General features: G+C 73.7%; 14 protein-coding genes. 11 read left to right on the top strand and 3 right to left on the bottom strand.

The window, feature by feature from the left end:
• Positions 1 to 2: 2 nt before the first annotated feature.
• Genes ACJ5H2_RS20565 through ACJ5H2_RS20540 form a run of 6 tightly spaced genes read left to right on the top strand, consistent with a single transcriptional unit; the run spans position 3 to position 4,399 of the window.
• On the top strand, positions 3 to 947 hold the full coding sequence (locus tag ACJ5H2_RS20565) for an NAD(P)-dependent oxidoreductase (RefSeq protein ID WP_408897300.1): 945 nt from the start codon (positions 3 to 5) through the stop codon (positions 945 to 947).
• 32 nt (positions 948 to 979) lie between these two features.
• On the top strand, positions 980 to 1,663 hold the full coding sequence (locus ACJ5H2_RS20560) for a GntR family transcriptional regulator (protein ID WP_408897299.1): 684 nt from the start codon (positions 980 to 982) through the stop codon (positions 1,661 to 1,663).
• Positions 1,660 to 2,511 (top strand): ATP-dependent sacrificial sulfur transferase LarE, encoded by an 852-nt coding sequence (gene larE, locus ACJ5H2_RS20555; protein ID WP_408897298.1) that lies wholly within the window; start codon positions 1,660 to 1,662, stop codon positions 2,509 to 2,511. Before ACJ5H2_RS20560 ends, larE begins: the two co-directional genes overlap by 4 nt.
• Before the next feature lie 3 nt (positions 2,512 to 2,514).
• Entirely contained in the window at positions 2,515 to 3,714 is a 1,200-nt protein-coding gene (gene larC / locus ACJ5H2_RS20550) for a nickel pincer cofactor biosynthesis protein LarC (RefSeq protein ID WP_408897297.1), read from the top strand.
• Complete coding sequence (locus tag ACJ5H2_RS20545) at positions 3,711 to 4,079, top strand: YidH family protein (RefSeq protein ID WP_408897296.1); 369 nt, start codon at positions 3,711 to 3,713, stop codon at positions 4,077 to 4,079. Before larC ends, ACJ5H2_RS20545 begins: the two co-directional genes overlap by 4 nt.
• Positions 4,076 to 4,399, top strand: coding sequence for a DUF202 domain-containing protein (locus tag ACJ5H2_RS20540; RefSeq protein ID WP_408897295.1), 324 nt, complete (start codon positions 4,076 to 4,078; stop codon positions 4,397 to 4,399). Before ACJ5H2_RS20545 ends, ACJ5H2_RS20540 begins: the two co-directional genes overlap by 4 nt.
• Before the next feature lie 36 nt (positions 4,400 to 4,435).
• Here ACJ5H2_RS20540 and ACJ5H2_RS20535 read toward each other — a convergent pair whose 3' ends face one another.
• A complete protein-coding gene (locus ACJ5H2_RS20535) occupies positions 4,436 to 5,587 on the bottom strand; it encodes an acyl-CoA dehydrogenase family protein (RefSeq protein WP_408897294.1) in 1,152 nt (383 codons plus the stop codon).
• Between the two features lie 75 nt (positions 5,588 to 5,662).
• On the opposite strand from ACJ5H2_RS20535, the gene ACJ5H2_RS20530 reads away from it, so the two are divergent.
• The 3 genes from ACJ5H2_RS20530 (at position 5,663) to ACJ5H2_RS20520 (ending at position 7,732) form a co-directional block, all read left to right on the top strand.
• Positions 5,663 to 6,346 (top strand): TetR/AcrR family transcriptional regulator, encoded by a 684-nt coding sequence (locus ACJ5H2_RS20530; protein WP_408897293.1) that lies wholly within the window; start codon positions 5,663 to 5,665, stop codon positions 6,344 to 6,346.
• A gap of 157 nt (positions 6,347 to 6,503) precedes the next feature.
• Positions 6,504 to 7,250: a GTP cyclohydrolase II gene (gene ribA / locus ACJ5H2_RS20525; RefSeq protein ID WP_408897292.1), complete on the top strand. Its 747-nt coding sequence runs from the start codon at positions 6,504 to 6,506 to the stop codon at positions 7,248 to 7,250.
• Positions 7,247 to 7,732 carry a MarR family winged helix-turn-helix transcriptional regulator gene (locus tag ACJ5H2_RS20520; RefSeq protein WP_408897291.1) on the top strand — a complete coding sequence of 162 codons (486 nt, stop codon included), beginning with the start codon at positions 7,247 to 7,249 and terminating at the stop codon, positions 7,730 to 7,732. Before ribA ends, ACJ5H2_RS20520 begins: the two co-directional genes overlap by 4 nt.
• Positions 7,733 to 7,759: 27 nt before the next feature.
• Here the strand turns inward: ACJ5H2_RS20520 and ACJ5H2_RS20515 are convergent, their stop codons facing one another.
• A complete protein-coding gene (locus ACJ5H2_RS20515) occupies positions 7,760 to 8,461 on the bottom strand; it encodes a pirin family protein (RefSeq protein ID WP_408897290.1) in 702 nt (233 codons plus the stop codon).
• A gap of 112 nt (positions 8,462 to 8,573) precedes the next feature.
• On the opposite strand from ACJ5H2_RS20515, the gene ACJ5H2_RS20510 reads away from it, so the two are divergent.
• Together ACJ5H2_RS20510 and ACJ5H2_RS20505 are read left to right on the top strand one after the other, a co-directional pair.
• The gene (locus tag ACJ5H2_RS20510) at positions 8,574 to 9,938 is read left to right on the top strand and encodes a GH1 family beta-glucosidase (protein ID WP_408897289.1); all 1,365 of its coding nucleotides are present in this window, start codon (positions 8,574 to 8,576) and stop codon (positions 9,936 to 9,938) included.
• A 36-nt stretch (positions 9,939 to 9,974) separates the two neighbouring features.
• A complete protein-coding gene (locus tag ACJ5H2_RS20505; protein ID WP_408897288.1) occupies positions 9,975 to 10,958 on the top strand; it encodes an NADPH:quinone oxidoreductase family protein in 984 nt (327 codons plus the stop codon).
• 52 nt (positions 10,959 to 11,010) lie between these two features.
• Here ACJ5H2_RS20505 and ACJ5H2_RS20500 read toward each other — a convergent pair whose 3' ends face one another.
• Entirely contained in the window at positions 11,011 to 11,535 is a 525-nt protein-coding gene (locus ACJ5H2_RS20500) for a CAP domain-containing protein (RefSeq protein WP_408897287.1), read from the bottom strand.
• Positions 11,536 to 11,745 lie beyond the last annotated feature (210 nt).

Raw genomic sequence — 11,745 nt, 5'->3', positions numbered from 1 at the left:
GCGTGACCGCGCAGACGGCCGAGCCGGGCCCCGCGGGGCTCACGGTCGGCGTCGTCGGCCTGGGCGCGATGGGCTTGAGGCTGGCGACGCGGATCGCTGGCGCCGGGGCCACCCTCCGGTGCGTGGACCCCGCGCCGGCCGCGGCCGCACGCGCGGCCGAGGAGGGGCTGACGGTGGTGGAGGACGTCCGCGACCTGGCGTCCTGCGACGCCGTCGTGCTCTCCCTGCCGACACCGGACGTGGTGCTCGACGTCGTCGCCCGGCTGGCCGACGCGGCCCAGGCGGCGTCCGCCGGCGCCGAGGCGGCACGGCCCCTGGTCGTGATCGACACCAGCACGATCGGACCCGGTGACGCGCGCGCGGCCGCGCGGCTGGCCGAGGAGCGCGGCCAGGCCTATGCCGACGCTCCCATCCTGGGACGGCCCGCGTCGGTCGGTCAGTGGACCTTCCCCGTCGGCGGCGACGAGGAGACCGTCGCCTTCGTGCGCCGCGTCCTGGCGCCCGCCGCCCGCGCCGTCGAGCGAGTCGGTCCGGTCGGGACGGCCGCCGCGACCAAGGTGCTCAACAACCTGATGCTCGGCACGATCAATGCCGTGACGGCCGAGCTGCTCGTTCTCGCCGAGGCCGCCGGTCTCGATCCCGGCCGCTGGGTCGACCTCGTCGTGGACTCCGGCGCCGCGTCGGTGAGCCCGCTGTTCCGGGACGTCGCGGCCCGAGCGGTCGACGGAGACTTCGAGCCGACGTTCACGCTGCAGCTGCTGCACAAGGACAACGCCCTCGCGCTGGACCTGGCCGACGAGCTCCGGGTCCCGATGATCACGGGACGGGCCGCGCAGCAGCTCACGACCATGGGCCTGGCGGCCGGTCACGGCGCCGAGGACACCATCGCCGTCCTCAAGGTGCTCGAGTCGATCACCGGCCGGCAGGCCCGGCGACACGTCTCGTGAGCTCACCAGGACCCCTGACGGAGGAGAGGCCGATGGTCACCGGCATCCAGCGGTCGCGACTGGCCGACCAGGCCTACGAGCTGCTCAAGGAGCGGATCCTGACGCGCCAGCTGCTGCCCGGCCAGCGGCTCAGCGTTCCGGCGATCGCCCAGGAGCTGGAGCTCAGCCGGAGCCCCGTCCGCGAGGCGGTCCAGCGCCTCGTCCAGGAAGGGCTGGGCACCGAGCGGCCGCACTCGGGCGCGGTGGTCGCCTCGGCCGACCTCCCCGCCCTGGTCGACCTGTACCTCGTGCGCGCCGAGCTCGAGGGGCTCGCCGCCCGGCTCGCGGTGGAGTCGGGCGACGACCGTCTGGTCACCGACCTCGAGGCGATCCAGGACGGTCACGATCAGGCGCACGCGGACGGCGCCCGGTCCCGGATGATCCGCGCGGACGTGGAGTTCCACGCCCGGGTGCTGCGGGCGGCCGGCAATCCCGAGCTCGCCCGGATGCTCGAGCCGGTGCTGCAACGCATGCTGCTGGCGATGCTGGAGGCCGAGCGCGGGTGGCCCCTCCAGGCGATGGCGGAGCATCGCGAGTTCATCGCGGCGGTCCGCACCGGGGATCCCGTGGCCGCGCGCGAGCGGATGGTCGAGCACGTCCTCCGCGTGCGCAGCGACATGGAGGCGAAGCTCCGCCAGGAGCGTGCCGAGCCCGCCGCGCCCGAGGGAGCGTCGTGACCGCGCTTCCCCACCCGGACGACCGCCTCGACTACGAGACGCGGCCGCTGGAGGGACGTCTCGGGGTCGCCGCGGACGCCTTCGCCGCGCAGGTCGCGGACGCCTCCGCGGTGGCCGTCGCGTTCTCGGGAGGCGTCGACTCCTCGGTGACCCTGGCCCTCAGCGCGCGGGCCCTCGGCCGCCACCGGGTCGTGGCCGTCCTCGGCGTGAGCCCCAGTCTCGCGGACCTCGAGCGACGGCAGGCACACGCGACGGCCGCGGCGCTCGCCATCCAGTGCCGCGAGATCCCCACCTTCGAGCTCGACGACCCGGCGTACGTCGCGAACCGCGGCAACCGCTGCTACTTCTGCAAGCACGAGCTCTACACCCGCGCCTTCGGCAGCGGGGTGCGCGCGCTCGGGTGCGATGTCTTCGTCAACGGCGACACGGCCGACGACCTCCGGGCCACCGACCGCCCGGGACGGCGCGCGGCGGCCGAGCTCGGCGTACGCTCCCCGCTCGCCGAGGCCGGCATCGGCAAGGAGCTCGTCCGGACGCTGGCCCACGCCCTGGGCCTGGAGGTCTGGGACAAGCCGTCAGCGCCCTGCCTGGCGAGCCGGGTGCCGCTGCACATGCCGGTGACCCGCGAGCGGCTCGCGCAGGTGGAGCAGGCGGAGGCCGGGCTGCGCGCGCTGGGCCTGCGCCATCTCCGCGTGCGCCATCTCGGGGCCACGGCGCGCGTCGAGCTGGGCGCCGCGGACATCGACGCGGTCGAGGGCGGTGGGCTCCGCCCGGCGCTGGAGCGCGCAGTCGCCGCCGCGGGCTACGCCCACGTCGAGGTGGCCGCAGCGCCGTTGGAACGGGGCTGAGACGTGCGCCATCTCGCTGTCCAGTGCGCCAGCGGCGCCAGCGGCGACATGCTCCTCGGCGCGCTCCTGGACCTCGGTGCGTCCCTGGAGCTGGTCCGGGCCGCCGTCGACGCGGTCGCCCCCGAGCCCGTCACCATCGAGGTCGAACGGGTACGACGGGCGGGTTTCGCCGCGCTCAAGGCGCACGTGGGCACCGACGAGTCGCACCACCACCGCGGCTGGCGCGCGGTGCGCGGGCTGATCGAGGGAGCCGGACCGGCGCTGACGCAGGGAGCGCGCGAGCGCGCGCTCGCGGCCTTCCGCGGACTGGCCGAGGCCGAGGCCCGGGCGCATGGCGTCGCCGTCGACGACGTCCACTTCCACGAGGTCGGCGCGCTCGACGCCATCGCCGACATCGTCGGCGTCTGCGCCGCCCTCGACGAGCTCGGCGTGGTCGCGCTGCACGCGGAGACCGTCGCGGTGGGGAGCGGAAGCGTCGAGACCTCCCACGGTCGGCTCGCCGTGCCCGTGCCCGCCGTCGTCGGGCTGTTCGCCGGCACCGACGCCGTCCTGGTCCCCGGCGCGGTGGCCCGCGAGCTGTGTACGCCGACCGGCGCCGCGCTGCTCGTCTCTGAGGTGCGGTCGTGGGGCCCGCCGCCGGCCGGCCGCGTGCTCGCAGCGGGTGCTGGCGCGGGGAGCGCGGACCATGCGGAGGCGCCGAACGTCGTACGCGCCGTCCTCCTCGAGACCGACGAGGTCAAAGCGGCGCCCGTCACGCGCACGTCGGCGGTCGTCGTCAGCGCGAACGTGGACGACCTCGACCCGCGGCTGTGGCCGCTCGTCCTCGACGCCCTGCTGGCCGCCGGAGCCGACGACGCCTGGCTCACCCCGATCGTGATGAAGAAGGGGCGACCCGCGCACCAGGTCGCCGCACTCTGCGTCCCCGAGGCCGTCGCCGCCGTCCGCGACTGCCTGCTGCGCGAGACCACGACGATCGGAGTCCGGGTCGCCGGCGTCGAGAAGCACGCGGCTCCCCGCACCGAGCGGGTGGTCGCGGTCCACGGCCACCGGGTCCGGGTGAAGGAGGCCGGGACCGGCGGGACGCGGCTCACCCGGCAGCCCGAGTTCGACGACATCGCGAGGGTGGCCCGCGAGACCGGCCGCTCGGCGCGCGAGATCCTCCAGGCCGCGCACGACGCGGCCGCTCGCGAGGACGGGTCGTGACGCCGCGAGCGGGCGGGCGGCGACGACCCGCCTGGGTGTACGACGGGGGAGAGGAGCCCGACTACCGGTTCAGCTTCGCCAACGAGCGGACCTATCTCGCCTGGCTGCGCACGGCCCTGGCTCTCATCGCGAGCGGCGTCGCCGTCGACCTCGTCGCCCCGCCGGAGACCGACGGCCGCAGCCGGGTGCTCGCCGTCCTCCTCGTCGCGCTGGGCATGCTCTGCGCCCTCCTGGCGGTGGTCCGTTGGGCCCGCGCCGAGCGCGCCATGCGCCACGGACAGCCGCTCCCCGGGTTCACGATGGTGGTGATGCTGCCGGCGGGCCTCGTCGTCACCGGGCTCGTGCTGTGGTTCCTGCTGTGGTGAGCGGCGCACCGTGCACCGACCGCAGCCTGCAGAACGAGCGCACCGCGCTGGCCTGGCGTCGTACCGCCCTCTCCCTGCTCGTCGCGACCGCCACGATCGCCAAGGTGACCTCCCTGCACGAGGGTGTCCTGGCCTGGGCCTGGCTGCTCGTCGGAATCCCGGGCGCGCTCGCCGTCCTGGTGATGTCGACCAGGACCTACCAGGCCCGGCGCGTCGACGCCGCAGCCGTGTCGCCCTGGCCGCCGATCGCCGCGAGCGCACTCGTCTCGCTCGGGGCCGGGGTGCTCAGCATCGTCACGATCCTGGGGGTGAGGGTGTGAGGGTGGCTGGGGGCTGGAAAAGACTGTCTCCTCGCCTCAGACCGGCGCCGGCAGCGACCGGGCGATGATCTCCTTCATGATCTCGCTGGTCCCGGCATAGATCTGGGAGACGCGGAGGTCGGCCCAGGCGCGGGCGATCGGGTACTCGTTCATGTAGCCGTAGCCGCCGTGCAGCTGCAGGCACATGTCGGCGACCTTCTGTGCGCGCTCCGAGCACCACAGCTTGGCCATGGCCACGGTCGGGATGTCGAGCTGCTTGTCGAGGTGCAGGCCGATGCACTCGTCGACGAAGGAGCGGGCGACGCGCGCCTCGGTGGCGATCTCGGCCATCTTGAACTTGGTGTTCTGGAAACCCCAGATCGGCCGGTTGAAGGCGTGCCGGTCGTGGACGTAGCGCATGGTCTCCTCGAAGCAGAGCTCCATGGCGGCGACATTGGAGACGGCGACGATCAGCCGCTCCTGGGGCAGCTGCTCCATGAGCTGGATGAAGCCCTGGCCCTCCTCGGTGCCGAGCAGGTTCGAGACGGGGATCCGCACGTCCTCGAAGAAGAGCTCCGAGGTGTCCTGGCCCTTCATGCCGATCTTGTCGAGCACCCGCCCGCGGGAGAACCCGGGGGTGTCGGTCGGGACGATCACCAGGGAGATGCCGGCGGCGGCCTCCTCCGGGTTGGTCTTCACCACGGTCACCACGACATCGGCCTGCGCGCCGTTGGTGATGAACGTCTTGGCGCCGTTGACGACGTACTCGTCGCCCTCGCGGATGGCCTTGGTCCGCACGTTCTGCAGGTCCGAGCCGGTGCCGGGCTCGGTCATGGCGATCGCACCGACCACCTCGCCGCTGGCCATCTTGGGGAGCCACTCGCGCTTCTGCGCTGGCGTGCCGTAGCTGAGGATGTAGTGCGCCACGATCCCGTTGTGCAGCGAGGCGCCCCACGAGCTGTCGCCGACCCGGGCCTGCTCCTCGATGAGGATCGCCTCGTGGGCGAAGGTGCCGCCCCCGCCGCCGTACTCCTCGGGGATCGAGAGGCAGAGCAGGCCGACCCCGCCGGCCTTGTTCCACAGGTCGCGGTCGACCTGCTTGTTGGCGATGTAGGTCTCGACGTTCGGCTTGATCTCCTTCTCGCAGAAGGTCCGCGCGAGGTCGCGGAAGTCGTCGAGGTCGGTGTCCATCCAGGGTGAGCGGCGCATGGGTACAGGGTGTATCACGCCACGCCGCTCGGATACAAGATGTATCCAGTCACGGTCGCGCGATAGCGTCGGACCGTGGTGGATGTCGTGAAGTGGGTCGACTCGACCGTGCGCCGGCGCAACGCCAAGGAGGCGCTGGAGAACGACGCCCGCCGGGCGCAGGTCGTGCAGGCGGCGGTGGACGCCATCGAGGAGGGCGGCGGCCAGGTCGGGATGGGCCAGGTGGCCGAGCGCGCGGGCATCCCGCGCCCCAACGTCTACCGGCACTTCGCGAGCAAGGAGCAGCTCGACGCCGAGGTCGCCCGCTTCGCCGCTACCGAGCTGCTGCGCCGCGTGCGACCGCACCTCTCGCGCACCGGGACGCCGGTCGAGATCATCCGCGGGCTGATCGCGCCGTGCGTCGCCTGGGCCGCCGAGCATCCCCACCTGTTCCGCTTCCTCGCCGCCCAGCAGCAGACCAAGGCCCTGCACCGCGCACGCCTCGGTCGGACCCGGCTGCTCAGTGAGATCGTCGCGGCGGCCCGGTCCTATCTCAGCGAGACGCCGCTCTCCGCGGACCCGCCCGAGGGCGTCCTCGTCGGCGTCATGGGGATGGTCGACGCCAGCATCACCTGGTGGTTCGACCACCACGACGAGACCCAGGAGCAGCTCGTCGACCGGCTCACCCGGCAGGTGACGGCCGTGCTCGTCGACACGCTCGCGCAGTACGGCCTCGTGGTCCCCGAGGACATGGTCTTCCGGCCGGGAGACCAGCTGTAACTAACTGTTCTTGCCACTACCGCATCCGTCTACGGGTCAGGTAGTGGCAAGAACCGTTAGTTACAGCTGGCGCGGACCGCCTGACGCCGGCGGGAATACCCCGGGTGCCGGCCAGCTTGTGCCTCCATCGCTTCAACTTTGAAATAACGGAGCCACGATGACGATCTGCCCCACCAGCACACGGCGGGCGCCCGCCGCAGCCGCGCCCGCCGCGGCCCCGCCCGCAGGCCCGCCCGCAGCCCTGCCGCCGGCCGCGGTCCGCACCCGAGTCGTCGTACCGCTGCGCTTCCCGGACGGCTATGCGACGACCGCCGACGTGCTGACCTTCGACGGCCTCGTCGACGGCAAGGAGCACCTGCTCCTCGGCCTCGGCGCCTGGCGGGACCGGCTCGGCGAGCTCGCCGCGGGAGGTACGGCGCCCCTGGTCCGCCCGCACAGCGAGTGCCTCACCGGCGACGTGTTCGGCTCCCAGCGGTGCGACTGCGGACCGCAGCTGCGCGAGGCTGCCGAGCGGATCACGGTGGCGGGCGGCTTCCTCCTCTACCTGCGACAGGAGGGCCGCGGCATCGGCCTGTACGCGAAGCTCGACGCCTATGCCCTGCAGGACGCGGGCCTCGACACCTACGAGGCCAATGTCGCGCTCGGCCGCGGCGAGGACGAGCGCGACTACCGCGCCGCCGCGCAGATGCTGCGCGCCGTCGGCGCCGGGCGGATCCGCCTGCTCAGCAACAACCCCGACAAGGCCGGCCAGCTGGCGGCGTACGGCGTCGGCGTGGACGAGCAGGTACCCACCGGGGTGCACCTGTCCGCCGCCAACGAGCGCTATCTCACCGTGAAGCGGTACCACACCGCACACACGCTGGACCTGAGCGGGCTGGGCGGCGTGGGCGGGCTGGGCGCGTGAGCGGTCGCGTGAGCGGCGAGGAGAACCGCTGGCTCGACGAGGAGGAGATGGCGGCCTGGCTGCCGCTGGTCCGGCTCGTCCACGAGCTCCCGCAGGCGCTCGACCGGCGGCTGCGGGAGGAGGCCGGGATCACGCACACCTACTACGCGATGCTCGCCAACCTGGCGGCCGCGCCCGACCGGTCCCTCACGATGGGCGAGCTCGCCCGGCTCACCGCGACCAGCCCGTCGCGGCTGACCCACGCGGTGGCGGTGCTCGAGCGGCGGGGCTGGGTCACGAGGACGGACTGCCCGCGCGACCGGCGCAGCCAGTTCGCCGTGCTGACCGACGAGGGTCAGGCGCTGCTCGAACGGATCGCGCCCGCCCACGTCGCCCAGGTGCGGGCGCTGGTCTTCGACCGGCTGACCCGTGAGCAGGTGCGCGGTCTTGCGGACGTCGCGGGGGCTCTCGTCGGGCCGGGCGAGGCGCTGGGGGAGGGCTGAGGCTGCCGGCCCCGTCCCGCCGGCACCTCAGCCCGCGCCCGTCCCGAACGACCACACCAGCATCTCGGTCGGCACCGCGGCGGTGACGGAGTACGACGCCCCGTCGGTGACGCACAGCGCGTCGCCGGCCGCGAGCGGCTCGGCGAGGGACGACCGGAGCAGCGCGCCGGTCGCGACGAAGGCGTGCACCCGCGGCGCGGCCGGCAGGGCGAGGGTCTCGCCCGCGCCGAGGCGGGCCACCTCGAAGACGGCGCCCGCGACGGCCACGGCGAGCGGGCCTCCCTCGCCGACCAGGCGGACCAGTCCGGCGCCCGGCGCCGCGTCGGAGCCGGCGCGGGCGTAGGCAGGCGCGGCGTCGGGGTCGTCGGGCCGCAGCCACACCTGGACGAACCGCGCCGGGCCCTCGGGTCCGGCGAGCTCGCTGTGCCGCACGCCCGTGCCGGCCGACAGGACGCCGCAGTCGCCGGCGCGCAGGGTCTCCACCGCTCCGGTGCCGTCACGGTGCACGACCGAGCCGGACACCACCCAGGTGACGATCTCGAGAGCCTCGTGCGGATGCTCCTCGAAGCCGGTGTCCCGGCCCAGCACATGGTCGTCGTGACAGACCATCGGACCGAAGGACAGCCGCTCCGGGTCGAGGTGCGGGCCGAAGGAGAAGGCGTGGTGGCTCAGCCGCCCCGGGGCCCGTTCGACGAACCGGTCCGTTCCCCTGCGGATCTCGACGTTCACGTGACAGATTGTGCCGGGTCGGAACCTCCCCGCTCCCGGAGCCCCGACTGTCGCGTCGCCGGCCGGCACATGGAGAGCTCGCGGAAGGGTCCTGGGTGAGATGATCGGGCCGATGGGGGACAGGGTGGGGGATCTGGCGGGGCGCTTCCCCGCCGACTTCAGGTTCGGCACGAGCACGGCGGCGTACCAGATCGAGGGCGCGGTCGCCGTGGACGGTCGCGGTCCGTCGGTGTGGGACACCTTCTGCGCCCACCCCGGCCGGATCGTCGACGGGTCGAGCGGCGCGACCGCCTGCGACCACTACCACCGCTGGCGCGAGGACGTCGCGCTGATGCGCACCCTCGGCGCCACCGGCTACCGGTTCTCGGTCGCCTGGCCGCGGATCCAGCCCACCGGCAGCGGACAGGTCAACGCCGCCGGCCTCGACTTCTACGACCGCCTCGTCGACGACCTGCTCGAGGCAGGGATCCGGCCGATGGCGACCCTCTTCCACTGGGACCTGCCGCAGGCGCTGGAGGACGACGGGGGCTGGCTCAACCGGGCGACCGTCGACCGCTTCGCCGACTACGCCGCGATCGTCGGTGAGCGGCTCGCCGACCGGGTTGCCGACTGGGTGCCGGTCAACGAGCCGAACGTCATCACGCTCATGGGCTACGCCGTCGGCATCCACGCGCCGGGGAAGTCCCTCATGTTCGACGCCCTCCCGGTCGGCCACCACCTGCTCGTCGCCCACGGGCGCGCCGTGATCGCCCTGCGCGCCGCCGGCGCGACCAGCGTCGGTTGCGCCAACAACCACGCGCCCATCTGGCCGGCCAGCGACGACCCCGCCGACATCGGCGCCGCGAAGCTCTTCGACACGCTGTGGAACGGCCACTACATGGAGGGGATGCTGCTCGGCCGGTACGCCGACGAGCTGACGATGCTCCTCGAGCCGCACGTGCGCGACGGCGACTTCGCCACCATGCGCCAGCCGCTCGACTTCTACGGCGTCAACTACTACAACCCGATGCGGATCGCCGCCGCCGACGAGACCGCCGAGCTGCCGTTCGAGTTCCGCGAGGTGCTGGGCTACCCGGTGACCGACTTCGGCTGGCCGGTCGTGCCGGACGCGCTGCGGGAGTGGCTGATCACCTTCCGCGCGCGCTTCCGCGCCGCCGTACCGCCGATCGTGGTCACCGAGTCGGGATGCTCCTACGCCGCCGGTCCCGACGAGCACGGCATCGTCGACGACCATCTGCGCGTCGACTACCACGCGCTGCACCTGACGGCCGTCGCCGAGGCGATCGAGCGCGGCGTCGACGTGCGCGGGTACTACGCGTGGTCGCTCATCGACAACTTCGAGTGGGCGGAGGGCTACACGCAGCGCTTCGGCCTGGTCCACGTTGACTACGAGACCCAGCGGCGCACGCCCAAGCGGTCCTTCACCTGGTACGCCGACCTGGTGGCCGAGCACGCCCGCCGGTCCGCCGGGGCCTGACGGCGGGGGCACCGCCCGAGGGGTACTCTCCGAGCCGTGCGCGCAGTCCAGGTCGTCACCACCACCGGTCCCGCCGACGTCGTCGTCCGGGAGGTGCCGGACCCGACGCCCGGACCGGAGGACGTGCTGGTCGAGGTGCACACGGTCGGGGTCTCCTTCCCGGACCTGCTGCTCAGTCGCGGCCAGTACCAGCTGCGTCCCGAGCCGCCGTTCACGCTCGGGGTGGACTATGCCGGGGTCGTGGTCTCCGGCGGCGATGCAGGACAGGGGCAGCGGTTCGAGCCCGGACAGCGGGTCGTCGGGGTCGGCGGCTACGGCGGGGCGTCCGAGCTCGTCGCCGGGCCCCGCCAGTCCACCTTCGCGCTGCCCGACGCGGTGAGCTTCGAGGAGGCCGTCGCGCTGCCGATGAACTACCTGACGGCGCTCTTCGCTCTCGACGAGCGGGCCGGGCTGCGCGAGGGCGAGACCGTGCTCGTGCACGGCGCGGCCGGCGGGGTCGGGACCGCGACCATCCAGGTCGCGAAGGGGCTCGGTGCGCGGGTCATCGCGGTGGCGAGCACCGAGGAGAAGGCGGCGTACGCGCGGGCGGCGGGCGCGGACGACGCCGTCCTGTTCGACGGCTTCAAGGACGCCGTCGCGGAGCTCACGGGCGGGAAGGGCGTCGACGTCGTCCTCGACGTCGTCGGCGGCGACGCCTTCACCGACTCGCTGCGCATCCTGGCGCCGCAGGGCCGGCTCCTCGTCGTCGGCTTCGCCGCCGGTGCGGGCATCCCGGAGGTCAAGGTCAACCGGCTGCTGCTCAACAACATCGACGTCCGCGGGGTCGGCTGGGGCGCGTACGCGTTCACCCGACCCGACTACCTCCAGCAGCAGTGGAGCCAGCTGCTGCCCATGATCGAGTCCGGTGCGGTCAAGCCGCCGGTCGGCAAGGTCTACCCGATGGCGGAGTTCGGCCGGGCGCTGGCGGACATGGACGACCGCGCGGCCCTCGGCAAGCTGGTCGTGCGGCTGCGCGACTGACGCGCCCTCGGCGAGCACGACGCGGCGGGGCCGGTCCGGCGCGCCCGCCGGGTCAGCGGCGGACCAGGTCGACCGTCCACCACAGCGTGCCGTCCCTCTCGTGCACGCCCAGCCCGGCCAGCCGGAGCCGGCAGTCGAGGATCACCGCACGGTGCGGTGGGCTGTCGAGCCAGCTGCGCAGCGCCTCGCGTGGGCTCCTCGGTCCCGCCGCCACCACCTCCGCCATCAGGCGAGCGTTGCGGTAGCCGGCGTCGGCGATGCGCTGCTCGAGGCTGCGCTCGCCCGGGACCTGGTGGGACAGCCCGCCGTACGCGGCCATCGCCGCCGAGTGCGCCGCGGCCGAGGCGTGCAAGGCGGCGCGCGAGCGCAGCCGCCGGCAGCCGGCCCGCCGTCGCTCCGCGTTGACCTGCCCGAGGAGGCGTACCTCCCTCCGCGCGCTGTCCGACCCGAGCCCGTGCTGCGACGCCGGCGCGGCGGGCGCGGCGGGCGCGGCGGGCGGTGCGGCGGGGAGGACGGTGACCACGGCCGTCGCGAGGACGGTCAGGAGCAGGGAGGCCGAGCGCACGGGGAGCATCATGGCGGCCAACGGTCCGCGCTGTCAGCGAGTCGGTCCACGGACGGCGGTCGGGGCAGGGGCTGGGGTGCGGTGGCTGCGGGCTCGGGGTGGGGGCGGATTCACCACGGGATGTAGGCGAATGCCCGCATCTGTAGCGGAGTTCCACCAGGGATGTGCGGACTCGCCTACATCCCGTGGTGAATCCGCCACCGCCGCGGCCGACTCGCCCAC

Source organism: Nocardioides pymetrozini (genome assembly GCF_046058985.1).
GTDB lineage: Bacteria > Actinomycetota > Actinomycetes > Propionibacteriales > Nocardioidaceae > Nocardioides.
Note: the sequence above shows the minus strand (reverse complement) of the source record. Positions and strands in the feature narration are given on the sequence as shown.

Coding starts and splice junctions, on each gene's coding strand:
- ACJ5H2_RS20535 (WP_408897294.1), bottom strand. CDS start 5,587: ATGCGCCGCTCACCCTGGATGGACACCGACCTCGACGACTTCCGCGAC.
- ACJ5H2_RS20500 (WP_408897287.1), bottom strand. CDS start 11,535: ATGATGCTCCCCGTGCGCTCGGCCTCCCTGCTCCTGACCGTCCTCGCG.
- ACJ5H2_RS20560 (WP_408897299.1), top strand. CDS start 980: ATGGTCACCGGCATCCAGCGGTCGCGACTGGCCGACCAGGCCTACGAG.
- ACJ5H2_RS20510 (WP_408897289.1), top strand. CDS start 8,574: ATGGGGGACAGGGTGGGGGATCTGGCGGGGCGCTTCCCCGCCGACTTC.
- ribA (WP_408897292.1), top strand. CDS start 6,504: ATGACGATCTGCCCCACCAGCACACGGCGGGCGCCCGCCGCAGCCGCG.